22 protein-coding genes are annotated in these 24,302 nt (G+C 73.2%); 7 read left to right on the top strand and 15 right to left on the bottom strand.

Annotation, left to right across the window (positions count from 1 at the left end):
• Positions 1–12 precede the first annotated feature (12 nt).
• Together ACZ6CV_RS03890 and ACZ6CV_RS03885 are read right to left on the bottom strand one after the other, a co-directional pair.
• Entirely contained in the window at positions 13–1,521 is a 1,509-nt protein-coding gene (locus ACZ6CV_RS03890) for an SWIM zinc finger family protein (protein WP_469249399.1), read from the bottom strand.
• Positions 1,522–1,537: 16 nt separating this feature from the next.
• Positions 1,538–4,564 carry a DEAD/DEAH box helicase gene (locus ACZ6CV_RS03885; RefSeq protein WP_469249397.1) on the bottom strand — a complete coding sequence of 1,009 codons (3,027 nt, stop codon included), beginning with the start codon at positions 4,562–4,564 and terminating at the stop codon, positions 1,538–1,540.
• Positions 4,565–4,828: 264 nt separating this feature from the next.
• Here ACZ6CV_RS03885 and ACZ6CV_RS03880 point away from each other — a divergent pair, with 264 nt between their 5' ends.
• The 4 genes from ACZ6CV_RS03880 to ACZ6CV_RS03865 all read left to right on the top strand — a co-directional run bounded on the left by ACZ6CV_RS03880 (position 4,829) and on the right by ACZ6CV_RS03865 (position 8,723).
• A complete protein-coding gene (locus ACZ6CV_RS03880; protein WP_469249395.1) occupies positions 4,829–5,782 on the top strand; it encodes a metallophosphoesterase family protein in 954 nt (317 codons plus the stop codon).
• Between the two features lie 19 nt (positions 5,783–5,801).
• Positions 5,802–7,124, top strand: coding sequence for an MFS transporter (locus tag ACZ6CV_RS03875; RefSeq protein ID WP_469249393.1), 1,323 nt, complete (start codon positions 5,802–5,804; stop codon positions 7,122–7,124).
• A gap of 32 nt (positions 7,125–7,156) precedes the next feature.
• Entirely contained in the window at positions 7,157–8,197 is a 1,041-nt protein-coding gene (locus ACZ6CV_RS03870; RefSeq protein ID WP_469249615.1) for a TolB-like translocation protein, read from the top strand.
• Positions 8,198–8,261: 64 nt separating this feature from the next.
• Entirely contained in the window at positions 8,262–8,723 is a 462-nt protein-coding gene (locus tag ACZ6CV_RS03865) for a RidA family protein (RefSeq protein ID WP_469249392.1), read from the top strand.
• A gap of 34 nt (positions 8,724–8,757) precedes the next feature.
• Here the strand turns inward: ACZ6CV_RS03865 and ACZ6CV_RS03860 are convergent, their stop codons facing one another.
• From ACZ6CV_RS03860 to ACZ6CV_RS03835, 6 genes are all read right to left on the bottom strand, one after another.
• Positions 8,758–9,825 (bottom strand): glycoside hydrolase family 6 protein, encoded by a 1,068-nt coding sequence (locus tag ACZ6CV_RS03860; protein ID WP_469249390.1) that lies wholly within the window; start codon positions 9,823–9,825, stop codon positions 8,758–8,760.
• Positions 9,826–10,115: 290 nt separating this feature from the next.
• The gene (pip, locus tag ACZ6CV_RS03855) at positions 10,116–11,081 is read right to left on the bottom strand and encodes a prolyl aminopeptidase (RefSeq protein ID WP_469249388.1); all 966 of its coding nucleotides are present in this window, start codon (positions 11,079–11,081) and stop codon (positions 10,116–10,118) included.
• Positions 11,082–11,106: 25 nt separating this feature from the next.
• Positions 11,107–12,297 carry an MFS transporter gene (locus ACZ6CV_RS03850; RefSeq protein ID WP_469249386.1) on the bottom strand — a complete coding sequence of 397 codons (1,191 nt, stop codon included), beginning with the start codon at positions 12,295–12,297 and terminating at the stop codon, positions 11,107–11,109.
• A 33-nt stretch (positions 12,298–12,330) separates the two neighbouring features.
• On the bottom strand, positions 12,331–13,053 hold the full coding sequence (locus tag ACZ6CV_RS03845) for a uracil-DNA glycosylase (protein ID WP_469249384.1): 723 nt from the start codon (positions 13,051–13,053) through the stop codon (positions 12,331–12,333).
• 77 nt (positions 13,054–13,130) lie between these two features.
• Positions 13,131–14,672, bottom strand: a complete 1,542-nt coding sequence (locus ACZ6CV_RS03840) for a YfcC family protein (RefSeq protein WP_469249382.1) — start codon at positions 14,670–14,672, stop codon at positions 13,131–13,133.
• Positions 14,669–16,054 carry a M20/M25/M40 family metallo-hydrolase gene (locus tag ACZ6CV_RS03835; RefSeq protein ID WP_469249380.1) on the bottom strand — a complete coding sequence of 462 codons (1,386 nt, stop codon included), beginning with the start codon at positions 16,052–16,054 and terminating at the stop codon, positions 14,669–14,671. Before ACZ6CV_RS03835 ends, ACZ6CV_RS03840 begins: the two co-directional genes overlap by 4 nt.
• A 138-nt stretch (positions 16,055–16,192) precedes the next feature.
• On the opposite strand from ACZ6CV_RS03835, the gene ACZ6CV_RS03830 reads away from it, so the two are divergent.
• Positions 16,193–16,783: an RNA-binding S4 domain-containing protein gene (locus tag ACZ6CV_RS03830; protein ID WP_469249378.1), complete on the top strand. Its 591-nt coding sequence runs from the start codon at positions 16,193–16,195 to the stop codon at positions 16,781–16,783.
• Between the two features lie 8 nt (positions 16,784–16,791).
• Here ACZ6CV_RS03830 and ACZ6CV_RS03825 read toward each other — a convergent pair whose 3' ends face one another.
• Both ACZ6CV_RS03825 and ACZ6CV_RS03820 read right to left on the bottom strand, forming a co-directional pair.
• Positions 16,792–17,496 carry a class I SAM-dependent methyltransferase gene (locus ACZ6CV_RS03825; RefSeq protein WP_469249374.1) on the bottom strand — a complete coding sequence of 235 codons (705 nt, stop codon included), beginning with the start codon at positions 17,494–17,496 and terminating at the stop codon, positions 16,792–16,794.
• 58 nt (positions 17,497–17,554) lie between these two features.
• Positions 17,555–18,457 (bottom strand): acyltransferase domain-containing protein, encoded by a 903-nt coding sequence (locus tag ACZ6CV_RS03820; RefSeq protein ID WP_469249614.1) that lies wholly within the window; start codon positions 18,455–18,457, stop codon positions 17,555–17,557.
• Between the two features lie 139 nt (positions 18,458–18,596).
• Here ACZ6CV_RS03820 and ACZ6CV_RS03815 point away from each other — a divergent pair, with 139 nt between their 5' ends.
• The gene (locus ACZ6CV_RS03815) at positions 18,597–18,860 is read left to right on the top strand and encodes a DUF6343 family protein (RefSeq protein WP_469249372.1); all 264 of its coding nucleotides are present in this window, start codon (positions 18,597–18,599) and stop codon (positions 18,858–18,860) included.
• A 19-nt stretch (positions 18,861–18,879) separates the two neighbouring features.
• Here the strand turns inward: ACZ6CV_RS03815 and ACZ6CV_RS03810 are convergent, their stop codons facing one another.
• The 5 genes from ACZ6CV_RS03810 to rpsA form a co-directional block, all read right to left on the bottom strand.
• Positions 18,880–19,263 carry a tautomerase family protein gene (locus tag ACZ6CV_RS03810; RefSeq protein WP_469249370.1) on the bottom strand — a complete coding sequence of 128 codons (384 nt, stop codon included), beginning with the start codon at positions 19,261–19,263 and terminating at the stop codon, positions 18,880–18,882.
• Between the two features lie 31 nt (positions 19,264–19,294).
• On the bottom strand, positions 19,295–19,684 hold the full coding sequence (locus tag ACZ6CV_RS03805; RefSeq protein WP_469249368.1) for a tetratricopeptide repeat protein: 390 nt from the start codon (positions 19,682–19,684) through the stop codon (positions 19,295–19,297).
• A gap of 50 nt (positions 19,685–19,734) precedes the next feature.
• Entirely contained in the window at positions 19,735–20,379 is a 645-nt protein-coding gene (gene coaE, locus ACZ6CV_RS03800; protein ID WP_469249366.1) for a dephospho-CoA kinase, read from the bottom strand.
• Positions 20,380–20,429: 50 nt separating this feature from the next.
• Positions 20,430–21,368, bottom strand: coding sequence for a PAC2 family protein (locus ACZ6CV_RS03795; protein ID WP_469249364.1), 939 nt, complete (start codon positions 21,366–21,368; stop codon positions 20,430–20,432).
• Positions 21,369–21,621: 253 nt separating this feature from the next.
• The gene (gene rpsA, locus ACZ6CV_RS03790) at positions 21,622–23,133 is read right to left on the bottom strand and encodes a 30S ribosomal protein S1 (RefSeq protein ID WP_469249362.1); all 1,512 of its coding nucleotides are present in this window, start codon (positions 23,131–23,133) and stop codon (positions 21,622–21,624) included.
• A gap of 344 nt (positions 23,134–23,477) precedes the next feature.
• Here rpsA and ACZ6CV_RS03785 point away from each other — a divergent pair, with 344 nt between their 5' ends.
• Positions 23,478–24,299 (top strand): class I SAM-dependent methyltransferase, encoded by an 822-nt coding sequence (locus tag ACZ6CV_RS03785; protein ID WP_469249360.1) that lies wholly within the window; start codon positions 23,478–23,480, stop codon positions 24,297–24,299.
• Positions 24,300–24,302 lie beyond the last annotated feature (3 nt).

Raw genomic sequence — 24,302 nt, 5'->3', positions numbered from 1 at the left:
GGCGCGGGGCCGCTACGCCTCCGTCATCCCCGTCAGCGCCCCCACCGGGTCCGCGTCCGCCTCGCCCTCCGGCCACCAGTCGGTGCCGCCCGGCTCGCTCTCGTACGGGTACCAGCGGCCGTCCTTTCCGTAGCGGAGCTGCAGCGTGCCGTCCTCGTCCGTGAGGCGGTTGCGGTGGATCGTCATGCGCGGCAGGTCCGCCGCCACCAGGGCGCCGCGGGCCCGGTCGAAGGGGCCCGCCGGAGGGTCCCAGGGGGATTCGAGGACCGTCAGACCGTCCTCGCCGCCCTGGCGCCAGGCCGCCGCCGCCCGGGAGAGCTCCGCGGCGGTGCTCCCCACCGACCTGGCCAGCTCGGCGAACTGGCGGCTGAAGGTGCGGCGGCCGGTGAGTCCGGGGTGCGAGGCGGCGAGGCGGACCGCGTCGTGCCAGGGGGAGGTGACCGTGAAGGGGTCCGCGCCCGCGGTGAGGAAGGCGTGGGCGCGCGCCGCCGCGTCCGTCACCAGGAACTCCAGCGCCGTCGGGTCCGGGGCGCCGGGTACGGAGGGGAGGACCGGGGGCTCGCCGGGGTGGGGCGGCGGCGGGAGCGGGGCCGGCAGCGGCGAGCGGTACTCCGTCGCCAGGGCCTCACGGGCCGGGACGCCGGGCAGGGTGGGCGGGGCCGGGGCTTCGGGCGGTGCGTCGGGCGGCATGTCGGGCCGTGTGCCGGGCGGGGTCGCCGCGTCTGGCGGGGCCGCGACGTCTTGCCGGGCGGCCCCCACGGTCTGCGCCGGTCCGGCGGGCGTCTGCGGGAGTGCTGTGGACCCGCCGGGCGGGTTGCCGCGGCTCGCTCGGCGGTCCTGGGCCGCCTCCGCCGCCGACTTCTGGACGTTCCTCCGGGACAGCTCCTCCAGCAGGTCCTGTTCCTCGCCGCCGCGCAGCAGCAGGAGGACGAACGGGTCCGCGTCCAGGAGGCGGGCGGTCTGGTAGGCCAGGGCCGCCGCGTGCTTGCAGGGGTGGCCCCGGTCGGGGCAGGTGCAGGACGGCGACAGCTCGCGGGCGCCGGGGAGCAGCGGCACGTCCGCCCGGGTCGCCGCGTCGGCCAGGGCGTGCGGCATCTCCTTGTCGAGCAGGGCCGCGATGCGCGCGGGGTCGGTGGCCACCGCGTCCAGGAACCGGTCCCAGTGCTCGGGCAGCATCGTCCGCATGCGGATCTCCGCGCGGTACGGACGGGGGCGGTTGCCGTGGACGTACGCGACGATGCGGCCCGGCGCGACGGTGATCGTGTCGACCTTGCCCTCGCGCGCGTAGGTGCGGCCGCGGGCCAGGCGGGCCTGGTCCAGGGCGCTCTCCTCCAGCGCGTCGATCCAGGCGTTGCCCCACCACGAGGCGGCGAACGGGGTCTTGGGGTCGGGGTACGCCGGGAGGGCGGGGAAGACGCGGCCGCTGCCCATCCGGCTCGTCTCGCTCATCCCGCTGGCCCAGCCGAGGCCGCCGCCGCGCCGCACGCCGCCCCCGCCTGCCGCTCCGCCCCGCGCGTTCACGACGCCCTCCGCCCGTTCACGACGCCCTCCGCAGTGCCACGAGGTCCGACAGTTCCGCGTCCGACAGTTCCGTGAGCGCCGACTCCCCGCCGTCGCCGAGCACCGCGTCGGCCAACGCCTGCTTCGCGGCGAGGAGTTCGGCGATGCGGTCCTCGACCGTGCCCTCGGTGACCAGCCGGTGGACCTGGACCGGCTGGGTCTGCCCGATGCGGTACGCGCGGTCGGTGGCCTGCTCCTCGACCGCCGGGTTCCACCAGCGGTCGTAGTGGACGACGTGGCCCGCCCTCGTCAGGTTCAGGCCGGTGCCCGCCGCCTTGAGCGACAGGAGGAAGACCGGGACGTCGCCCGACTGGAAGCGGTCCACCATCTCCTCGCGCCGCGCGACGGGGGTGCCGCCGTGCAGGAGCTGGGTGGGGATGCCGCGGGCCGCCAGGTGCGCCTCCAGGAGGCGGGCCATCTCCACGTACTGCGTGAAGATCAGCACCGCGCCCGCGCTCTCCGACTCCGTGAGGATCGTGTCGAGGAGTTCGTCGAGGAGCTCCAGCTTGCCGGAGCGGGGACGCCCCGTCCGCGTCGTGAGCAGGCCGTCCTTCAGGTACTGCGCGGGGTGGTTGCAGATCTGCTTCAGCGCCATCAGGAGCTTCATGACCAGGCCGCGCCGTGCCATGCCGTCCGACGCCTCGATACGGGCCATCGTCTCGCGCACCACCGCCTCGTAGAGGGAGGTCTGTTCGCGGGTGAGGGTGACCGGGTGGTCCGTCTCGGTCTTCGGCGGGAGCTCCGGGGCGATCCCCGGGTCGGACTTCTTGCGGCGCAGCAGGAAGGGGCGGACGAGGCGGGCAAGGCGGTCGAGCGCCTCGTCGTTCTCGGCCGTCTCGCCGCCCTCCACGAGGCGGGCGTGCCGGGCGCGGAACGCCTTGAGGGGGCCGAGCAGGCCCGGTGTCGTCCAGTCGAGCAGGGCCCAGAGCTCGGAGAGGTTGTTCTCGACGGGGGTGCCGGTGAGTGCGACGCGGGCCGGCGAGGGAATGGTGCGCAGCGCCTTCGCCGTCGCCGCGTGCGGGTTCTTGACGTGCTGCGCCTCGTCGGCGACGACCAGTCCCCAACGCTGGGCGGCCAGTTCGGGCGCGCTGGAGCGCATCGTGGCGTACGTGGTGAGGACGAAGCCGCCGGTCAGGCCGGCCAGGGTGCGGCCCGGGCCGTGGAAGCGGCGCACCGGCACGCCCGGCGCGAACCGCTCGATCTCCCGCTGCCAGTTGCCGAGCAGCGAGGCCGGGCAGACCACGAGCGTCGGCGCGGGGTGTGCCCGGTGGAGGTGGAGGGCGATCAGCGTGATCGTCTTGCCGAGCCCCATGTCGTCGGCGAGACAGCCGCCGAGGCCGAGTGAGGTCATGCGGTCCAGCCAGGCCAGGCCTTTGAGCTGGTAGTCCCGCAGGGTCGCGTGCAGGCCGGGGGGCTGGGCGACCGTGTCGAGGTCGTCCGTCACGCGCTCGCGCAGCCGGGCGAGCGCGCCGACGGGGACGGCGGGCACCCGCTCGCCGTCCACCTCCGCGGTACCGGTCAGCGCGACCGACAGGGCGTCGACCGGGTCGAGCAGGCCGAGGTCCCGCTTGCGTGCCTTGCGGACCAGCTCGGGGTCGACCAGGACCCACTGGTCCCGGAGGCGGACGACGGGGCGGTGCGCCTCCGCCAGTACGTCGAGCTCCGCGTCGGTCAGCGCCTCCTCCTGGCCGCCGAACGCCACCTGCCAGCGGAATTCCAGGAGTTCGTCGGCCTTGAAGAAGTCGAAGTTGTCGGCCGCGGTGCCGGGCGCGGGGCGGACGATCGCGGTGGCGGTGAGGCCGCGGGTCAGCTCCTTGGGCCAGTGCACGGCCACGCCCGCGGCGGCGAGCCGGCCCGCTGCCGCGCCGAGCAGGTCGTACAACTCCTCCTCGCTCAGCGGCAGCACGTCGGGGCGCGGGCGTTCGAGGAGCCTGCCGAGTGGCGGCCACACGCGGGCGGCGCGGCGCAGCGCGAGCAGCGTGTCGACGCGCGCGCGTGGCCCGAAGTGGTCGGTGCCGGCCCACAGCCCCGGTACGTCCGTCACGAGCGCCGGGTCGGCGAGGCTGTGCACCTGGACGACGGCGGCGGCCGGACTGGACACGGCGGCGCGGGGCACCGCGGTGTCGGCGGTGCCGCCTTCGGGGACGGGAGCCCCGGAAACCTCCGCGGCGGAGGCCTCGCCCCCGTCGAAGACCTCGTGCGCCCGCAGGTCGAGCCGGAGCGACACCCGTACCCCCGCGTCCATGCCGGCCGCGACCTCCGCCGCCCACTCCCGCGCCCCCGGCAGCCGCTGCGGCTCGCGCGCGGCGAACGGCGCGCCGACCGCGTGGACCGCCGCCGGAGTACGCGGCAGGGCGTCGACCACCGCGTCGACAAAGGCCCTGACCAGCGCGAACGGCTGCGGCAACCGCAGCGGCCCGGGCCCCGGCAGCGGCACCGCGTGCGCCTGCGCGGGCAGCGCGGCGGCGATGGCCCGCAGATGGGCGACGTCGGCCTCGTCCAGCGGCCCCGCGCGCCACGCGTCCACGTCCTCCGCGGTCAGGCCGGGCAACAGCCTGCCCCGCGCCGCCAGGTGCAGCGCGTGCCGGGCGGCCAGCGCCCAGCAGGCCACGGCGGGGTGAACGCCGGTGTGGGCATCAGCATGGCTGCGCGGATACGAGGGTGAGTGGCCGGTGCCGAGCAGGAGCGGCACCGCTTCGGCGACCGGCACGAAGAGCGCGGGCACGGTACGGCCGCGCGCGCCCTTGCCGTGCTTGCGGGCGACGACGAGGTCCCCCCGCACCACCGGGCCCGGACCCTCACCCGTATCCGTATCGCTCGCCTCTCCCGGGTTCGACCCCGGCGTCGGATCCGGGACCGCGCCGCCATCCGGCCGCCAGAAGGCGATCCGCCCCTCCCGGGGGACCTCCGCGGGCAGGAAGACGGCCGCGCAGGAGCGTACGAGGACGGCGGCGCCGTCGGCCCACGCCGACCCGGCCCCCCGCGCCCCCGTCTCCACCGTCATCGCCACTGCCGCCTCACTCAGCCCCTGCTCACGCCACCTGTCCCCACGCTCGCCACCCTAGGCGAGACCACTGACAACGCCCGGACGACCACATCCGGCCACCCCCACCGCCCCGCCGGAAACCCTTGGATGAACACTGGAAGGAAACTTTCCTAACAATAATTCAGCCCGAGTTATTGACGCGCACATGTCGCATCGCCAGGATGCCCCGGGACAGCACGGCACCGGAACACCGGCACCCCCACGCCCACCGAGGAGACCGACATGTCGCCCACCCCCCGCGCCATGAACTCCCGTACACGCAAAGCCCGTTGGGGCATCCCCGTCGCTGCGGGCGCCTCGCTCGCCCTCGTCGGCGGCGTGCTGCTCTGGTCCCCGGCCGGACAGGCCGACGCCTCCCCCACCGCCTCGTCCAGGGCGGCCTTCACGGCGGTCGCCGCGGGAGACATCGCCGAGCAGTGCACCGCGAGCAGCAGCAGCTGCAAGCACCCCAAGACGGCCGCCCTGGTCAAGGAGATCAACCCGTCGTTCGTGATGACCATGGGCGACAACCAGTACGACGACGCCCGCCTGAAGGACTTCCAGAAGTACTACGACAAGACGTGGGGCGCCTTCAAAAGCAAGACGCGTCCCGTCGCGGGCAACCACGAGACCTACGACCCGGCCGGCGCGCTCGCCGGCTACAAGTCCTACTTCGGCTCCGTCGCCTACCCCGACGGCGAGAGCTACTACAGCTTCGACCAGGGCAACTGGCACTTCATCGCGCTCGACTCGAACAGTTTCGACGACGACGACCAGATCGACTGGCTCAAGGACGACCTCGCCGCCAACTCCAAGAAGTGCGTGGCCGCGTACTGGCACCACCCGCTCTTCTCGTCCGGCGAGCACGGCAACGATCCGGTGAGCCGGCCGGTCTGGAAGCTGCTCCACGACAACAAGGCCGAGCTGGTCCTCAACGGCCACGACCACCACTACGAGCGGTTCGCGCCGCAGACCCCCGACGGCAAGGCCGACGCGAACGGCATCGTCGAGCTGCTCGGCGGCATGGGCGGCGCCAACCCGTACGACATCGAGGAGGTCCAGCCCAACAGCCAGAAGCGGCTCACCAAGACCTTCGGCGTGGTGAAGCTCAATTTCACGGACACGGGCTTCTCCTGGAACCTCGTCGCCACGGACGGCGCGACGAAGGACACCAGCCCGTCCTACTCCTGCCACTGAGTCCGGCGGGAGCGCTGCGATGTACCTCGCTTCCACCGGCGCGGTCACCCAGGGCGACGCGGCCGCCACGACCCCGGAGCGTTCCGGGGCCGGGCGCGGCCGCGTCGCGGGACCCGTCCTAGCGCTGGGCGCGGTCAGCCTGGTCACGGACATCTCCTCCGAGATGGTCACCGCCGTCCTGCCCCTCTACTTCGTCCTCCAACTCGGCCTGTCGCCACTGCAGTTCGGCTTCCTCGACGGGCTCTACAACGGGGTCACCGCCCTGGTGCGGCTGGCCGGCGGGTACGCCGCCGACCGCCGCGGGCGGCACAAGCTGGTCGCCGGCGGCGGCTACGCACTCTCCGCGCTCTCCCGGCTCGGTCTGCTGCTCGCCGGCGGTGCCACCGCGGGGATCGGCGCGGCACTCGCCGCCGACCGCATCGGCAAGGGCGTGCGCACCGCGCCGCGCGACGCGCTCATCTCGCTGAGCAGTCCGCCCGACGCGCTGGGCCGCGCGTTCGGTGTGCACCGCACGATGGACACGACGGGCGCGCTGCTCGGGCCGCTCGCCGCGTTCGCCCTGCTGTGGGCCACCGCGGACGCGTACGACGCGGTGTTCGTGGTCAGCTTCTGCTTCGGGCTGCTCGGAGTGCTGATGCTGGTCGCGTTCGTGCCGGAGGATGTGGGGGTGCGGCGGCGTGGGGGTACGCCGAGGAGGTCGGAGCGCCCGGAGTGCGTCGAGGGCTCCGACGGTCGGACTCCTGGCGTTCCCGGCGCTGTCGGTGCTCTCGGGCTCCTCCGTGTCCCCGCCTTCCGGCGCGTCCTGATCGCCGCCGCCCTGCTCGGGGCGGCCACCATCGGCGACTCATTCATCTATCTCCTGCTGCAGCGGCGGCTCGACTTCGCGGTCGCGTGGTTCCCGCTGCTGCCGCTGGGTTCCGCCGCCGTCTATCTGCTGCTCGCGGTCCCGGCGGGGCGGCTCGCCGACCGCACGGGGCGGCGCGTGCCGTTCCTCGCGGGGCACGTCGCGCTGCTCGGCGGCTACCTCCTGCTGCTCTCGCCCGCGAGCGGCCGGCCGCTGCTCGTCGGTGTCCTGCTGCTGGTCGGCGTCTTCTACGCCGCCACGGACGGCGTCCTGATGGCTCTCGTCGCCCCCGTGGTCGCCCAGGAGCGGCGGGCGAGCGGCATGGCCGTCCTGCAGACCGGTCAGGCGCTTGCCCGGCTGGTCGCCGCCGCCGGGTTCGGCGCCGCCTGGACGCTGTGGGGCGTACGTCCGGCGCTGACCTGTGCGGCCCTCGCGCTCACCGCGGCGCTCGCCGGTGCGGCCCTCCTCCTCCGCCCGCCTTCCGAAGGACGCCCATGACCTCGCCTTCCGACGCCGACGCCACGGCCTCCATGTCCTCCGACACCGACACCGACACCGACACCAGCAAGGCCCCGGGCTCCCTCCGCTCCCGCATCGTCGCCGTTACCGTGGCCGCCGTCGTCCTCGCGGGCGTCGCCGTCTCGTACACCCTGCATGCGGCGCAGCGCGCCCAACCGGCCGACGCGGCATCCCAGTTCGGCCTCGACCGGGGTCATGTCTACTTCCGCAGCACGGCGGCCGGCACGGGCCGGGTCGCCCGACTCCCGGTGGCCGCAATGACCGACCGGAGTACGGCCGCTCGCACCACCGGCGGCCCCTCCTGCGAACGCTTCTACGCCGCCGCCGGGACCGGCCTGTGCCTGCAGCGGCGCCCCGGCATCCCGCCCAAGGCGTACGCCGTCGTCCTCGACCGCGGCCTCCGCGAGAAGCGCCGCATCGCGCTCACCGGGATCCCCGACCGGGCGCGCGTCTCGGCGTCGGGGCGGATGCTGTCCTGGACGATGTTCGCCACCGGCGACTCCTACGCGGGCTCGTCCTTCTCGACCCGCACGTCCCTCCTCGACACCCGCACCGGTTACCTGATCAAGAACATGGAGGAGATCCCCCTCACCCTCGACGGCCACCGCTACCACGCCCCCGACGTCAACTACTGGGGCGTGACCTTCGCAGCGGACGACAACCGCTTCTACGCGACCGTGTCGACCAAGGGCAGGGCATATCTCGTCCGCGGCGACATGCGGACATGGGCGGCGACGGCCCTGCGCGCGAACGTCGAATGCCCCTCGCTCTCCCCCGACAACACCCGCATCGCCTTCAAGAAGCGGGTACGGAAGGGGACGCGGGACCCCTGGCGGTTGTACGTCCTCGACCTGCGGACGATGCGCGAACACCCCCTCGCCGAGCGGCGCAGCGTCGACGACCAGGCGGCCTGGCTGGACGAGGCCACCCTCGCGTACGCCCTGCCGGGCGAGGACGGCCGCAAGCAGGACATCTGGACGGCCCCCGCCGACGGCTCGGGGAAGCCCGTTCTGCGCGTACGGGGCGGGAGTTCACCGGCGGCGGTGGGCTGAGCCGCTGGGGCGGGCCGCGGAAAATGCGAGTGCGTACGCGGGGGCCGTCCCGCACGATCACGGTATGACCTCACCCGATCACCGCACGCCCGAGCCCGCACCCGCACCCGCACCCGCACCCGCACCCACGCTCCAACGGATTACCGTCACCGGTCTCTTCCCGCCCCCCGGCTACGCCCACGCCGCCGTCGTCGAGGCCGGCACGCGGCTCGCCTTCATGGCCGGGTCCGTGCCGCTCGACCCCGACGGGCGGCTCGTCGGCGAGGGGGACGTCGTCCGACAGACCGAGCAGGTCATCGCCAACCTCGACGAGGCCCTGCGCGCGGTGGGCAGCGCGCTTCCGCAGGTGGTGGCCAGCACCGTGTACGTCGTCGGCGACGAGCCCGCCACGCTCCGCGCCGCGTGGCAGGTCGTCCGCGCCTCCGGCCTCTCCGCGGGACCGCACACCTCGACGCTGCTCGGCACGGCCTGCCTCGGCTACCCCGGCCAGCTCGTCGAGATCACCGCCACCGCGGTCGTGCCCTGATCCGCCGGGCAGGCCCTGCCCCGGGGCGCAGGCCTCAGGCGCGGGCCCGGCGCGCCAGGTCCAGGGCGTACTCCGGCCACCACTGGCCGGCCTTCGGTCCGCCCCGGCACGTGCCGTCGGACTCGCCGGGCCGCTTGACCCACAGGTAGGCGTCGAGCGAGGGGTCGCCGGTCCGGGAGGTCGGCGGCGTGCCGAGGGCGCGGCCGGGCGGGTTGCACCAGGCCTCGTCGCCGCCCTTGTAGGGCCCGTTGCCGTTGCGGCTGCTGTCGATGACGAAGTGCTTGCCGCCGCCGAGGGCCTTGACGAGCCGGTGGCCGTAGTCCGAACTCACCTTGTTCGTCTCATAGTTGGAGACGTTGAGCGCGAAGCCGTCGGCGCGGGCGATTCCGGCGCGGCGCAGCGGGTCGACCAGGCGCCGCTCGTCGGGGACCCAGCCGGCGTTCCCCGCGTCGAGGTACACCTTCGCGTGCGGCTGGCGCTTGAGGCGGTCGACGGCGTAGGCGAGCAGGGCGTGCCGTTCGGTGGCGTCCGCGCGTGGGCAGCCCGCCACGAGCTGGGCGACGGCGTCCGGTTCGACGATCACGTACGCGCTGCGGGTACCGATCGCCTCGGCGATCCCGTCGACCCACCTGCGGTAGTCGGCGGCGTCGCGGGCGCCGCCCGAGGAGTACGCGCCGCAGTCCCGGTGCGGGATGAAGTAGGCCACGAAGACCGGGGTGCGTCCCGCCTTCGCCGCCGCGTCGACGTGGGTCCGTACGTCGGCGCCGGATCCGTTCGCGTACAGCCAGACCGCCTGCGGCCGCCCGGCGATGCGTTCGATGAGACGGGCGTCGCCGGACCGTCCCTCCCGCTTCCAGGACGCGACCTGCTTCGCCGCGGCGCTGAACGGGTCGACCCAGAAGGTCGGGCCCGCGGCGGTCGAGGGGTCCGGGGGCACGTCCGAGTCGGTGCGGGTGGTGGCGCCCGCGGGTGCGCCGGCCACCGCCGCGGTCAGCGCGCCCAGCGCGAGGGAGGCGGCGAGCACGGCGCGGGTGAGCGCGCGGCGCGGGCGGCGGCGGGGCGAGGGGTGCGGGCGGAGGCGGCGGAAGGGGTGCGGAGACACCGGGCGGCTCCAGTGGTTCGGTGTGACGGCGCCGGTGGTGTCCGGCGCTTCCCCGGAGTCTGCGGTCGCCGCACCCCGACGGGGGCCCGTGCCCGGCCGGGACGCGGAGGTTCCCCCACGAGAATCACTCCGACGGCGGCGTGACCCTGGCGGGGGCCGACACGGGAGATCAGCCCGGGCGAGGCAATCCAGCCCGGGCGCAACCATCCAGCCCGTCCGGCGCTTGAGGACGAGCTCGGCGAAGCCGGTGACCGACCGAGCCCCGGACGACCGAGCGGAACGGTCGACCCTCATCCGCCCGAGGAGCCCCCGCGGAACCCGTCCGTCGCCCGCACCAGCTCCTCCGCGATCCCGCCCGCCCCCGCGTCGTGCCCCGCCTCGTCGACGAGGACCAGTTCGCTGCCGGGCCACGCCCCCCGCAGCCGCCACACGATGCCCAGCAGGTTGCCGAAGTCCAGGCTCCCCTGCACCATCACCCCCGGGATCCCGCGCAGGGAACCCGCGTCCCGTAGGACCACCTCGTCGCCGCCCAGCCAGTGGTCGTGGGCGAAGTAGTGCGTGACCGTACGGGCGAAACCGGCCCGGAAGTCCGCGTCCTCGTACCGTTCCACGGACCTCGGCGGAGCCGGCACGCACGCCGTCTCCCAGTCCGTCCAGGCCCGTGCCGCCCGCGCCCTGACCTCCGCGTCCGGCGACTCCAGGAGCCGGTGGTAGGCCGCGGCGAGGTCCCCGTCCCGCTCGCCCCGCGGCACGTGGTCGCGGAAGGCACGCCACGCCTCGGGGAAGATCTTCCCCAGGCCGCGCGTCAGGAGGTTCACCTCGGCGCGGCTGCCCGTGGCGACCCCGGTGAGGACCAGCTCCGAGACCCGGTCCGGGTGCGTCAGCGCGTACCGCAGGCCAAGCACAGAGCCGAACGAGACGCCCCACACCAGCCACCGCTCGATGCCCAGATGGCGCCGGAGCAGCTCCAGGTCGGCGATCAGGTGCGCGGGCGTGTTGACGCCCATGTCGGTCGCCGGGTCGCTCGCGGGCGGCGTGGACCGGCCGGCGCCGCGCTGGTCGAGCAGGACGATCCGGTACGCGTCGGGGTCGAAGTACCGGCGGAAGAAGGGCGTGCAGCCGGATCCCGGGCCGCCGTGCAGGACGACGGCGGGCCTGCCGTGGGGGTTGCCGCAGACCTCCCAGTACACGCGGTTGCCGTCGCCGACGTCGAGCATGCCGTGGTCGTACGGTTCGATGTCCGGATAGAGGCCCATCGCGGCACCCTAACCGGGCCGGGGACTACTCCGCCTTCGCGTTGCGCATGCGCCCGTACGCGTACACGCACCCCGCCAGCGCCAGGTCGGAGAGCAGCATGAAGCCGATCGAGTACGAGTCCTTCGCGCTGTAGATCGCGCCCATGACCAGCGGCGGCACGAAACCGCCGAGGCCGCCCACCGCGCCGACGATGCCGGTGACGGAGCCGACCTGTGGCTGCGGGGTGACCTGGGAGACGAGGGCGAAGACGCTGCCGCTCGCGGTGCCGAGGCCCGCCGCCATGGCCAGGAAGCAGATCGTGCCGGTCGGGTTCAGCGTCGGGTCGAAGGCCTGCACGACGGCGAGGAGCGCGACCACCGCGAGGGCGATGGTGGTGACCGTGGCCGGGTGGATGCGGTCCGAGAGCCAGCCGCCGACGGGCCGGAAGATGACCGTGACCAGCGCGAAGCCGGCCGCCTTGGTCCCGGCGTCGGTCGGCGAGAGGTCGTACCAGGTCTTCAGGTAGGTGGGCAGGTACACGCCGAAGGCGACGATCCCGCCGAAGCCGATCGCGTACAGGGCGGACAGCTCCCAGGTGACGCGGAGCCGCCCGGCCTGCCCGAGCCGGTTGCCGAGGGAGGTGGTGGGCACCGGCCGGTCGGGGCGGTCGGTGATGAGGAACATCGCGAGCAGCGCGAAGGCGGCGAGCGCGCAGGCGACGACGATGAACGGCAGGTCCACGCCGTGCTTGGCGATGCGGGGCGTGAAGTAGCCGGAGAGCGCCACGCCGCCCATGCCCATGCCGAAGACGCCGAGCGCGAAGCCCCTGCGGGCGGGCGGGAACCAGGAGTTGACCAGCGGGATGCCGATGGCGAACGTCGTCCCGCCGAGCCCCAGCAGGAAGCCGACCCCGAGCATCGCGAGGTAGTTGTTCCTGGCCGGGATGATCAGCAGCACCGGGACGATGGTGAGCGCCGAGACCAGCGGGAACATCAGCCGCGCGCCGTAACGGTCGGTGAGCGCGCCGACCGGGACCCGGCCGAGCGAGCCGACGATCACCGGGACGGCGACCAGCAGCGACTGTTCGAAGGAGCTGAGCCCGAGCCGGTCCTTGAAGTCGCTGCCGAGCGGCGCGACCAGGTCCCAGGCCCAGAAGGTGAGCGTGAAGCCGATCGTCGCCACGACCAGATTGCGGTAGGCGGCGGCGGAAGGCTTGGCTGCGAGAGTCTGGTCCACGACCTCACGCTAGGAAGCGCCGTCCGGCGCGGCTCACTGTGCTGGGCCGTTCGGGTGCAGCCCCGCCTCCAGGGCCGCCGTGCGCAGGACGTCGCGCAGCATGGCGGGCGTGAGCCGTCCGGTGAACGTGTTGCGCTGGCTGACGTGGAAGCAGCCGAAGAGGTCGAGGCCCGCACCGGCGGGTCCGCCCGGCAGCACCACGTGCGCCCCGTGCCCGAACGCGGACCGGGGCCTCGGCACCTGCCAGCCGGCCGCCGCGAAGGCGGGAAGCGCGGCCTGCCAGCCGAAGCCGCCGAGGACGACGACCGCCTTGAGCGTCGGGGCGAGCAGCTCCAGTTCGCTCACCAGCCAGGGGCGGCAGGTGTCGCGCTCCTCGACGGTCGGCTTGTTGGCGGGTGGCGCGCAGTGCACGGGCGAGGTGATGCGGGTGCCGTACAGGGTGAGGTCGTCGTCGGCGCTCTCGGTGGTGGGGCGGGAGGCGAGGCCGACGTCGTACAGCGCCGGGTAGAGGAAGTCGCCCGACTTGTCGCCGGTGAACATCCGGCCGGTGCGGTTGGCGCCGTGCGCGGCGGGCGCGAGGCCGATGAGCAGCAGGGAGGCGTCGGCCGGCCCGAAGCCGGGCACCGGGCGGCCCCAGTAGTCCCAGTCCTCGAAGGCCGCGCGCTTGGTGCGCGCGACCTCCTCCCGCCAGGTGACGAGGCGGGGGCAGGCGCGGCAGCCGGTGATCCGCTCGTCCAGTTCGCTCAGGCCGTCCATGCCCTCCACCGTACGTACGGTCAGGTACGTGGAGTCGGGCCCCCCGCACCCCACGCCCCGCCGAGGCGCCCCACCGCTCAGGTCAACGCCGCGCCCACCGCCACGAACCCGCAGATCAGCACGGACAGGATCGCGAGCAGCGGCCACACGAACCGCAGGTACTTGTCGTAGCCGACCTTGGCGAGCGCGACACCGCCGATGGTCACCGCCGTCGTCGGCACCCACAGGTTCATCCAGCCGCTGGCCGACTGCCAGGCCGTGACGACGACCGCGCGCGAGACGCCGGCGAAGTCGGCGAGCGGGGCGAGGATCGGCATGGCGAGCGTGGCGTGGCCGGAGGTGGAGGGGATCAGGAAGGCGAGCGGCAGGTTCACGATGAAGACGATGACCGCGAAGAGCCCGGACGATGTCCCCTTCACGATCCCCTCGATGGAGTGCAGCACGGTGTCCGTGATCTTCGAGTTGTTCATGATCGTGGTGACGCCGCGGGCGAGCAGGATGACCAGCGCGGGCGAGACGAAGTCGGCGGCGCCCTGGATGATCGTCGAGCTCAGCCGCTGCTCCCCCATGCGCGCGACGAGCCCGACGAGGACGGCCGCGCACAGGAAGAGAGCGGCCAACTGCGGGAAGGACCAGCCGAGTTCGAACCCGTACGGCTTCGCGTCCGCCTTCCCGGTGAGCGCGCTCGACCAGGGCACCACCGAGAAGATCATGAAGGCGAAGACCAGCGCCGTGGCGATCAGGACCGCCTGGTGCAGCCGGGTCAGCTCGGGTGCCTCCTCGGCGTCCTCGGCGGCCCGCTCCCGGTCGCGGTCGCCCGGCAGGAAGCCGGACAGGGAGCGCTCGGGGTCGCGCCGCACACGCCGGGCGTAGCGGATGACGTACGCGACGGTGACGCCGGTCAGGACGATCCACATGGCGAAGCGGAGCACGATGCCGTCGCCGAGCGAGATGTCCGCTGCGGACGAGGCGACGCCCGTCGCGAAGGGGTTGACCGTCGAACAGAGCACGCCGACGCCCGCGCCGAGGATGATCGCGCCGACCGCGGTCATGCGGTCGTAGCCGAGGGCGAGCATCAGCGGCACGATCAGCCCGTAGAAGCCGAGGGTCTCCTCGGCGAAGCCCTCGACCGTGCCGAGCACGGAGAAGACGACCATCACGCCGGCGATGAGCAGCGCGCCGCGCTCGCGCAGCCGGTGGGCGAGGCGCCCGATGCCGCGGTCGAGCGCGCCGGTCGCGAAGACGACGGTGATGAAGGCGCCGATGGCGAGGACGAAGAGGAAGACGCCCGCGCTGCCGTACAGCGAGCCGGCGTTGTCGGGGGCGACGAGCGAGGTCTTCTCGTCCTGGATGCCGTAGAGGCCGTTGACGGGCGAGAGGAAGAGGTCGTTCAGGCGGTCCACGAAGGACTGCCCGGAGTCGACGCGGTGGTAGGTGCCCTGGACGGGGGCGCCGGAGCCGTTGCGGTCGTACTGCCCCGAGGGGATGAGGAAGGCGAGCAGCCAGACGGCGACGGTGACGACCGCGAGGACGGTCAGGGCGCTGGGGAAGGTGAACTTGCGTTTGCCGGACGGGCCTTCGGCTTGATCGCCGCCGACCGGTGTCTCCGTGGTGCTCATGCGGTCCCGCCCTTCGCCCGTCCGGCGGTGGACCGGTCGAACGCGTCGGCGTACTCCCGTACGAAGGCGCACAGGGCGACGACCGTGTTGCGCAGCTCGGAGAAGAGGACGCGTTCGTTCGGGGCGTGCAGATTGCACATGCTGTCCTGCGCCCCGAAGAGCAGCACCTCGGCGCCGGGCGCCGCCTTCGCGAGGCCGTTGACGAGCGGAATGGACCCGCCGGTCGCCACGTACGAGGCCTCCTGCCCCCAGGCCTCGCGCAGGGCGTCGAGCGCGGCGCGGTAGGCGGGGCCGCCGGTCGTCGCCTCGAAGCCGGGCCCGGTGTCACCGGGCGTGACGGTCAGCGGAACCCCGAAGGGCCGCAGCGCGCGCAGATGGTCGACGAGCAGGCCGCGCGCCTCCCGGGGGTCCTGGCGCGGATGGAACCGCAGGTTCAACTTCGCTCGGGCGTACGGCACCACGGCGGACGCCGCGTGCTCCACGCCCGGCGCGTCCAGGCCGATGACGGTGATCGCGGGGCCGCTCCACAGCCGCTCACCGAGGCTGCCGCTGCCCACCAGCGGCATCCCCTCGCGCACGCCCGCCAGCGAGCGGAACTCCTCCTCGGTGTACGCCGTCCCCTCCCACTCCTCGCGCCGCAGCCCCTCCACCGCGACGTCCCCGTGCACGTCGTGCAGGGTGGCCAGCGCCTTCAGCAGGACGAGCAGCGCGTCGGGCGCCGCGCCGCCGAACTCCCCACTGTGGCGCGGCTCGTCGAGGGTGCGGACCTCGACCGTCACCTCGGCGGCGCCGCGCAGGCCGGTGGTGAGGGTGGGGGTGCCGGGGCGGAGGTTGCCGAGGTCGGCGATGACCATGGCGTCGCAGGCGAACCGGTCGGGGTCAGTGGGCGGGTAGTCGTCGAAGGCGCTGCCGTACTCCTCCTGCCCCTCGACGACGATCTTGACGCCGACCGGCGGCCGCCCCTCGTACGCCCGCAGCATCCCCAGGTGCGCGATGACGTTGGACTTGTCGTCCGCGATGCCGCGGGCGCGCAGGCCGCTCTCCGCCGCGTCGAGGGGTGTCGGCTCGAAGGGCGGGGACCGCCACAGGGCGGCGTCACCCGGCGGCTGCACGTCGTAGTGGCCGTAGAGCAGGACGGTCGGCGCGTCCGGGGACGGCGGCGGGATCTCGCCGTAGACCACCGGGGCGGTGTCCGGCAGGTCGAGCCGCTCGACGTGCGGCACCCCGGCGTCCCGCAGCAGCCCGGCCACCAGGTCGTGGGCCTCCTCCACCGGCCCGGCGGGGAAGCCGGGGAAGGCGATGGAGGGGATCGCGGCGAGCCGTTCCAGGTCGGCGCGGAGTCCGCCCATCAGGCCGTCGACGGTGGCTTCGAAAGACCTCATGGGCAGGCACTCCTGGGAGTCGCGGGTCATGCCGGTTTGTCGTGATCGGTCCGCATTATCGGCGCCCAGGGTTGGCGGATTCCGGACGGCTCGCCGGGAGACGGGGGTGCCGCTCCGAACCCGGACTAAGGTCGACGTATGGCTTCGGAGACTTCAGGGAGCGCCGGAACGGGCCGCGCGGCGGGCGGTACGGGGGGCGATGCGACGGGCGGTACGGGGGGCGATGTGACGGGCGGTACGACGGCGGACGCGGCCGGCGCGGTCAACGCGGGCGGTGGTACGGCGGTCGCCACGGCCGGCGGGGGCGCGGCGGGAGGCGGCGCGGCCGGCGGCGGGGGTTCGGTGCGGGTCGACAGCTGGATCTGGTCGGTCCGGCTGACCAAGACCCGCTCGGCGGGCGCCGCCGCGTGCAAGGGCGGCCACGTCCGGGTCAACGGCGAGCGCGTCAAGCCCGCCCACGGCGTGCACGTGGGCGACGAGGTGCGGCTGCGGCAGGCGGGCGGCCGGGAGCGGGTCGTCGTGGTCAAGCGCCTCATCCGCAAGCGCGTCGGCGCGCCCGTCGCGGTCGAGTGCTACGTCGACAACTCACCGCCTCCGCCGCCGCGTGAGGCGGTCGCCCCCGCGGGCATCCGCGACCGGGGCACCGGGCGTCCGACGAAGCGCGACCGCCGCGAGATGGAACGCCTGCGGGGCGCGGAGGGCGAGCCGCCGCTCGGGCGGACGCGCTGACCTGACGGCTACCGCACCGGCACGGCCCGCACCCATGTCCCGTCGTCCGTCAGGTACGTGTCGACCTTCAGGCCGGCCTCCGCCAGGGCGTCCTCGAACTCCTCGCGGGTGAGCGGGCGGGCGCGGAACGTCTGGGTCCATACGGCGTCCGGGAAGACGTACTCCGCGCGCACCTCGTTGACCCCGTCGCCGACCGGTGTCGCCGAGACGATCCGGACCGTATAGCCGCCCGGGTCGACGCGCTCCCTCGGCAGGTTCGTGTGGTAGTCCGCGCCCTCGCGCTGGATCAGCACGCAGCCGCCGTCCGTGACGTGGTTGCGGCAGACCCGCAGCATGGCGCGGCGCACCGCCGTGTCGCCGGTGTGCACGAGGAACGACGCGAGCATCACCACGGAGAACTTCTCGTCCAGGTCGAGCCGCTCGATGGGGCTCCGCACCGTCCGCACCCCGCCGTCCAGCGCGGCGACCTTCTCCAGCATCTCCGGGGACTCGTCCACCGCGGTGACCCGGAAGCCGCGCTCCAGGAGCGGGCGGGTCACCCGGCCCGCGCCGCAGCCGAGTTCGAGGAGGTGCGCCCCGGCCGGCACCGCCCCCTCGATGACGTCGGGCTCGTCCCCGACCGACAGGCGCGCGTACAGCTCGACCGCGCAGCCGTCCGGCGTGATCGCGCCGGGCCCCGTCCCCTCGTACCCCTCACGCATCCTCAGGCTCATGTCCGGCCAACGAAGCGCGCCGCGGCCCCGTTCCCGGCCCCCCGCGCGCCCCCGCCCGCTACAGCGGAAACCAGCCATGCCCGCCGTACCAGTGGCCGCCCGCCCGCAGATGGTCGCCCACGGCCCTCTCCAGCCTGGTCCGCCGGGGCAGTTCGGCGACGGGACGGTCCCGGTCGCCGAAGACGAAGGTGACGGGGTCGTCGTCCTCCGGCTCCCGGGGATAACCGTCGGCGAGCCGGAATCGCTCCTGGAAGCGGACGATGTTCGACTCCGCGGGCAGGTGGTTGCGCAACTGCGGGTCGAGCAGCCAGGAGTGGCAGACGGCTGTCTCATAACGTTCATCGGGGAAGTGGCGCGCGAAGAACTCGCGGGCCCGGGAGACCGACCGGTCACAGGCCTCCGGCGTCAACGACCCCTGGAAATCGGTGATGTGGAGGTTCAGGCACGGGTCGCCCGGCCCCGCCCGGTGCCCGGCGGCGGCCGCCGCGCCGCCCATGCGCCGCCCCAGGACGGCCCGCTGGAACTGCAGCCGCCCCAACTGGTAGAGCTCGCCCCGGAAGTGCAGGCCGGGCCACCCGGGTACGAGCAGACCGCGGCTGCCGCGCGCCCTGCGGTGCACCGCCATGTGACGCCCGAGGTCGGCGAGGGTGCGGCGCGAGACGTCCGCCGGGATGTCGCGCTCGCGGTGGTACGCGCGTACGTACGGCAGGGCCGCGACGTACACGAACACGAAGAAGCAGCGCCCGAGCTCGCCCCACGCCTCGGGCAGCACGGGGGCGCGGCCGCCGCCGCCGGCCGTCCCCATGTCGCGCACGACGGCGTCGACGCAGCGGTCGAGCAGCCACCGCGCCTCCGGGTCAGCCCAGAGCCGGCCGCGCAGCGCCACTAGAGCGTTGATGTCCTCGTGCGGCACGGCGAGGTCGAGGAGCACCTCGGGCAGCTCGTCGGCGTCCGGCAGCACCGCGGCGGCGTGGGGCTCCCCCGCGCCCTCCAGCTCCGCCAGCCAGGCGGCGAGCTTCTCGTCGCCCCGCAGCTCTTCCAGCACGTTTCCACCCTCTTCAAAGACAGGCTCTTATCCTGAAAGGAGGAGATGACCTCTCATGGTGCGTACAGGCAGTGAACCGTTGACCGCGCGGAGTCCGCTGCGGATGCGCTTCTGGTTCAGCGTATGGGGCCTGGCCTGGGCGGCCTTCGGCACGGTCGCCTTCGCCCTCACCGGCCGGACGGGCTGGGCGACGGCGTGCGGGGTCGTGGCCCTGGTGGCCGCCGCCGATCTGGCATGGATCGTGCACCGCCTGCACCAGGGCCCGCACTACCAGCCGGGCAAGGACGTCCCCCCGTACGAACCGCCGCGCGGCGGATGAGGCCGCCGTCGTCCCGACGTCACACGAGGGTGCCCGCGACGCCGCTCCGCCCGTCCGGCACACCGTCGAGCGTCACGAGGACCTGCCGACGAACGTCCTCACCGAGCACGTCGGCCAGCGCGTCGGTGAGGGCGCGGACCAGCCGGGCGGGGGCGTCCGGGACCTTCGGATGCCGATAGGCGGCCTCGCGCATGCTGAGGGTGACGTGCGGGGCGTCGATCTCGGCGGGCCGGCCTCCGATGCCCCGGCGGCGCTGGGGGATGCCGATCAGGTCCACCCCGACCAGGCGGCGGAACTCCTCCCCGTAGACGGCGCCGACCGCGTCGGTCAAGGCGCCGATCAACCTCGGTTCCGTGGTCCCGTCGAGGGCTTCCTCGCTGATGTGGACACTTAAGTGCGGCATGGCGGAATCTCCGTTCGCGCAGGGCGACGCCCTACCGCTGCTCCCCCGCCGGACCGCCCTCCCCCTCGAACCGTGCCGCCGCCAGGTACTCCGGCTGTGGGTCCAGGGCCGCCGCCAGGCGGAAGTGGCGGCGGGCCTGCTCGGGGCGGGCGGCGCGCTCGTAGGCGCGGGCCAGTGCGAAGTGGGCGAACGCGTTGTCCGGCTCCCGCTCCAGGACGATGCTGAACTCCAGCTCGGCGGCGCGCAGTTGCGCGGCGGCGAAGAAGGCGCGGGCCCGCAGCAGGCGGGCCGCCGTGTTCTCGGGGTGGGCGGCGATGACCGTGTCGAGCAGCTTCACCGCGCCGCGCGGATCCCGCGCAGCGAGGAGCTGCTCGGCCGCGCGGTAATCGATGACATGAGTCTCCGGGCTGACGTCGGGCACGCCGGGCTCCTTCCCTCGCTTCCCCGTGTCAACGCCCGCCACGCCCGCACCTATTCCGGCCCGCCGCCCCCGGCCGGTCCCGAGCCTTCCTCCTCCACGGCTGCCGCCCGGCGCGTGAGGCCGGCCCAGACCTCGGCGACCCGCTCGGCGAGCCCGTCCAGCGGCCCGTCGTTGTCGATCACGATGTCCGCGATCTCCCGGCGCTTCTCGCGGGTGGCCTGCGCGGCCATGCGCGCGCGGGCGTCCTCCTGGCTCATGCCGCGCAGCCGCACCAGGCGGTCCAGCTGGGTCTCGGGGCTCGCGTCGACGACGACCACCACGTCGTAGAGCGGCGCGAGGCCGTTCTCGGCGAGCAGCGGCACGTCGTGGACGACCACCGCGTCCTCGGCGGCGGACCGTTCGAGCTCGGCGGAGCGGGCGCCGACGAGGGGGTGCACGATCGAGTTGAGCACGGCGAGCTTCTCGGCGTCGGCGAAGACGACCGCGCCCAGCTTCGGCCGGTCCAGGGAGCCGTCCGGGGCCAGGATCTCCCGCCCGAACGCCTCAACCACCGCAGCGAGCCCGGGAGTTCCCGGCTCCACCACCTCACGCGCGATCTTGTCCGCGTCGATCAGAACGGCACCGGACGCGACGAACAGCCGCGAGACTTCACTCTTGCCGGCGCCGATCCCGCCGGTCAGGCCCACCTTCAGCATGACCGGCAGCTTAGGGCCTGCGGGCACGCGTCGCCCAAGGCCCCCTGCGGTTACGCCTCGCCCTCGCGTTCGGCGAGGAAGCGTTCGAAGTCACGGCCGATCTCGTCGGCGGACGGGATGTCGAGCGGCTCCGCGAGCATGTTGCCCCGGTCCTGGGCGCCCGCCGCGGCGTCGTACTGGTGCTCAAGGCCTTGGACGAGCGCGACCAGTTCCTCGTCGCCCTCCTGGATCTGCCGGTCTATCTCGGTCTGGGTGCGGTGCGCCTCGGTGCGCAGCCCGTGGGCGATGCCGGGCAGCACCAGGCCGGTCGCGGCGGTGATCGCCTCCAGGACCGTGAGGGCCGCGTCCGGATACGCGGAGCGCGCGATGTAGTGAGGGACGTGCGCGGCGACGCCGAGCACGTCGTGGCCTGCCTCCAGGAGGCGGTACTCGACCAGGGAGGCCGCGCTGCCGGGCACCTGCGCCTCGTCGAAGGGGCTGCGGTGGCCGGGGACCAGGTCGGTGCGGTTGCCGTGCGGCGTGAGCCCCACGGGGCGGGTGTGCGGGACGCCCATCGGGATGCCGTGGAAGTTCACGGACAGGCGCACCCCGAGGCGCTCCACGATCTGCTGGACCGCGGCGGCGAAGCGCTCCCACTCGATGTCCGGCTCGGGCCCGGAGAGCAGCAGGAAGGGCGCGCCGGTGGCGTCCTGGAGGAGGCGGACGTCGAGCGTCGGCACCTCGTAGTCGCTCCAGCGGTCGCGCCGGAAGGTGAGCAACGGGCGGCGCGCGCGGTAGTCGACGAGCCGGTCGTGGTCGAATCTCGCCACCACCTGCCCGGGAAGGCCGTCCGTGAGCCGCTCGACGATCTGGTCGCCGGTTTCGCCCGCGTCGATGTAGCCGTCGAAGTGGTAGAGCATGACCAGTCCGGCCGATTCCTGGGCGAGCGCCATGTCGACGACGGCGAGGCCCTTCGGCTCCCATGCGTACAAACCCTGCGGATCAAGCACTGTGACCGCTCCTCCTCGTGTTCGTAAGGAAGAACACCGCATGTGGCACCGGCATTCCCCGGCCTGCGGCCTTCGCACGCGTGAACAGGCCCACAGCGGCGTGGAGTTCATGCCCCGGCGTTGACGGCGTCCCGGCCCGCGGCCGGCGGACGGCCCCGCCGGCGGACGGCCCCCCGCACACGAAACGGGCCCGCATCCCCCCGAAGGGGAACGCGGGCCCGCAGCGTCACTCAGCTACGCCCAGGGGCGAGCCTCAGCTCTGGCCGCCGGCGAGCTTCTCGCGCAGCGCGGCAAGCGCCTCGTCCGAAGCCAGCGCACCGGAGTTGTCGTCCGACTCCGAGGAGTACGAACCGCCGCCGCCACCGCTGGACGCGGCCGGAGCGGCGCCGGCCGGAGCCGCCGCACCCTCGGCCTCGGCCTGGGCGTCGGCCTCGCGGGACTTGATGACCTGAGCCTGGTGCTGCTCGAAGCGCGTCTGCGCCTCGGCGTACTGGGTCTCCCAGACCTCACGCTGCGACTCGAAGCCCTCGAGCCAGTCGTTGGTCTCGGGGTCGAAGCCCTCGGGGTAGATGTAGTTGCCCTGGTCGTCGTAGGACGCGGCCATGCCGTACAGGGTCGGGTCGAACTCGACGACCGACGGGTCGGCGCCGAAGGCCTCGTTGGCCTGCTTCAGCGAGAGGCTGATGCGACGACGCTCGAGGTCGATGTCGATGACCTTGACGAAGATCTCGTCGTTGACCTGGACGACCTGCTCCGGGATCTCCACGTGGCGCTCGGCCAGCTCGGAGATGTGGACCAGGCCCTCGATGCCCTCGTCGACGCGCACGAACGCACCGAACGGAACGAGCTTGGTGACCTTACCGGGAACGACCTGCCCGATCTGGTGCGTACGGGCGAACTGCTGCCACGGGTCTTCCTGCGTCGCCTTGAGCGACAGGGACACGCGCTCGCGGTCCATGTCCACGTCGAGAACCTCGACGGTGACCTCCTGGCCGACCTCGACAACCTCGGAGGGGTGGTCGATGTGCTTCCAGGAGAGCTCGGAGACGTGCACGAGACCGTCGACGCCGCCGAGGTCCACGAACGCACCGAAGTTGACGATCGAGGAGACGACGCCGGAGCGGACCTGGCCCTTCTGCAGGGTCGTGAGGAACGTCTGGCGGACCTCGGACTGGGTCTGCTCGAGCCAGGCACGGCGGGACAGGACCACGTTGTTGCGGTTCTTGTCCAGCTCGATGATCTTGGCCTCGAGCTCCTTGCCCACGTAGGGCTGGAGGTCGCGGACGCGGCGCATCTCGACGAGGGAGGCCGGCAGGAAGCCACGGAGGCCGATGTCGAGGATGAGACCACCCTTGACGACCTCGATGACGGTACCGGTGACGATGCCGTCTTCTTCCTTGATCTTCTCGATCGTGCCCCAGGCACGCTCGTACTGAGCGCGCTTCTTGGACAGGATCAGACGGCCTTCCTTGTCCTCCTTCTGGAGAACCAGGGCCTCGATCTCGTCACCGACGGCGACGACCTCGTTCGGGTCGACGTCGTGCTTGATGGAGAGCTCGCGGCTCGGGATGACGCCTTCGGTCTTGTAACCGATGTCGAGCAGGACCTCGTCCCGGTCGACCTTCACGATGACGCCGTCGACGATGTCGCCGTCGTTGAAGTACTTGATCGTCTCGTCGATCGCGGCGAGGAAGGCTTCCTCGTTACCGATGTCGTTGACCGCTACCTGCGGAGTGGTGGCGGTGGTCTCGGTGCTGCTCGTCATGTGGGTAAGGGCTCCGGTACGGACATTGAAGTCGTAGGTACTGCAACGCCGGAGCCGATTTCGCTCTGTCAGAAGCCGGACAGCCTTGGAAGCGCGGCTTCCGTGACCGGAAGGCGCCTCGACAACCGAGGGGACATGCAACAGACGCGAGCGCAGCCTGCTATGTCTGAGGAGCGCAGGCTCGCAGCGCAACTTGTAGCATACGGGGGCAGCCGGACAGGGTCAATGCGCGAAGGCGCACACCCGGGGCGGAACACCGCATACCCGGCACAAAACCTGTCGCCTGAGGCCACACGGGCCGCACCGCACCCCCCTCGCGACGGGATCCGACGAAGGTTACGACGATGGAGCCGATCATCCAAGAGTCCGAGCTGCCCGAGCCCGAGGCCACCAGGCGTGCCGCCGACGTGACGGAGAGCAGTCGCGCCAACCGCGGCTGGTGGGACCGGAACGCCGACGAGTACCAGATCGAGCACGGCACGTTCCTCGGGGACGACCGCTTCGTGTGGGGGCCCGAGGGGCTCGACGAGGTGGAGGCGGAACTGCTCGGTCCGCCGGAGGAGCTGAAGGGCAAGGACGTCCTGGAGATCGGCGCGGGCGCCGCGCAGTGCTCGCGCTGGCTGCTCGCCCAGGGTGCCCGCCCGGTGGCGCTCGACCTCTCCCACCGCCAGCTCCAGCACGCGCTGCGGATCGGCGGAGACGTCCCGCTGGTGCAGGCCGACGCGGGAGTGCTGCCCTTCCGGGACGGCGCCTTCGACCTCGTCTGCTCCGCCTACGGCGTGATGCCCTTCGTCGCCGACCCCGTCCTCGTCCTCACGGAGGTGCGGCGGGTGCTGCGGCCCGGCGGCCGGTTCGTCTTCTCCGCGACGCACCCAGTCCGCTGGGCGTTCCCGGACGAGCCGGGCCCGGAGGGTCTCACCGTGGCGGCCTCCTACTTCGACCGCACCCCTTATGTGGAGCAGGACGAGGAGGGCAACGCCGTCTACGTGGAGCACCACCGGACGATCGGCGACCGGGTGCGGGACATCGTGGCCTCCGGGCTGCGGCTCGTCGACATCGCCGAGCCGGAGTGGCCCGCCTGGAACACCCAGGAGTGGGGCGGCTGGTCGCCGCTGCGCGGAAACCTGATCCCGGGGACGGCCATCTACGTGTGCGTACGAGACTGAGCG

Source organism: Streptomyces sp. NPDC041713 (genome assembly GCF_055591085.1).
Note: the sequence above shows the minus strand (reverse complement) of the source record. Positions and strands in the feature narration are given on the sequence as shown.

Excerpts from the sequence above, each read along its gene's own strand:
- ACZ6CV_RS03885 (WP_469249397.1), bottom strand. The coding sequence starts at position 4,564 with ATGACGGTGGAGACGGGGGCGCGGGGGGCCGGGTCGGCGTGGGCCGAC.
- ACZ6CV_RS03880 (WP_469249395.1), top strand. The coding sequence starts at position 4,829 with ATGTCGCCCACCCCCCGCGCCATGAACTCCCGTACACGCAAAGCCCGT.
- ACZ6CV_RS03875 (WP_469249393.1), top strand. The coding sequence starts at position 5,802 with ATGTACCTCGCTTCCACCGGCGCGGTCACCCAGGGCGACGCGGCCGCC.
- ACZ6CV_RS03870 (WP_469249615.1), top strand. The coding sequence starts at position 7,157 with ATGTCCTCCGACACCGACACCGACACCGACACCAGCAAGGCCCCGGGC.
- ACZ6CV_RS03865 (WP_469249392.1), top strand. The coding sequence starts at position 8,262 with ATGACCTCACCCGATCACCGCACGCCCGAGCCCGCACCCGCACCCGCA.
- pip (WP_469249388.1), bottom strand. The coding sequence starts at position 11,081 with ATGGGCCTCTATCCGGACATCGAACCGTACGACCACGGCATGCTCGAC.
- ACZ6CV_RS03845 (WP_469249384.1), bottom strand. The coding sequence starts at position 13,053 with ATGGACGGCCTGAGCGAACTGGACGAGCGGATCACCGGCTGCCGCGCC.
- ACZ6CV_RS03840 (WP_469249382.1), bottom strand. The coding sequence starts at position 14,672 with ATGAGCACCACGGAGACACCGGTCGGCGGCGATCAAGCCGAAGGCCCG.
- ACZ6CV_RS03835 (WP_469249380.1), bottom strand. The coding sequence starts at position 16,054 with ATGAGGTCTTTCGAAGCCACCGTCGACGGCCTGATGGGCGGACTCCGC.
- ACZ6CV_RS03830 (WP_469249378.1), top strand. The coding sequence starts at position 16,193 with ATGGCTTCGGAGACTTCAGGGAGCGCCGGAACGGGCCGCGCGGCGGGC.
- ACZ6CV_RS03825 (WP_469249374.1), bottom strand. The coding sequence starts at position 17,496 with ATGAGCCTGAGGATGCGTGAGGGGTACGAGGGGACGGGGCCCGGCGCG.
- ACZ6CV_RS03815 (WP_469249372.1), top strand. The coding sequence starts at position 18,597 with ATGGTGCGTACAGGCAGTGAACCGTTGACCGCGCGGAGTCCGCTGCGG.
- ACZ6CV_RS03810 (WP_469249370.1), bottom strand. The coding sequence starts at position 19,263 with ATGCCGCACTTAAGTGTCCACATCAGCGAGGAAGCCCTCGACGGGACC.
- coaE (WP_469249366.1), bottom strand. The coding sequence starts at position 20,379 with ATGCTGAAGGTGGGCCTGACCGGCGGGATCGGCGCCGGCAAGAGTGAA.
- rpsA (WP_469249362.1), bottom strand. The coding sequence starts at position 23,133 with ATGACGAGCAGCACCGAGACCACCGCCACCACTCCGCAGGTAGCGGTC.
- ACZ6CV_RS03785 (WP_469249360.1), top strand. The coding sequence starts at position 23,478 with ATGGAGCCGATCATCCAAGAGTCCGAGCTGCCCGAGCCCGAGGCCACC.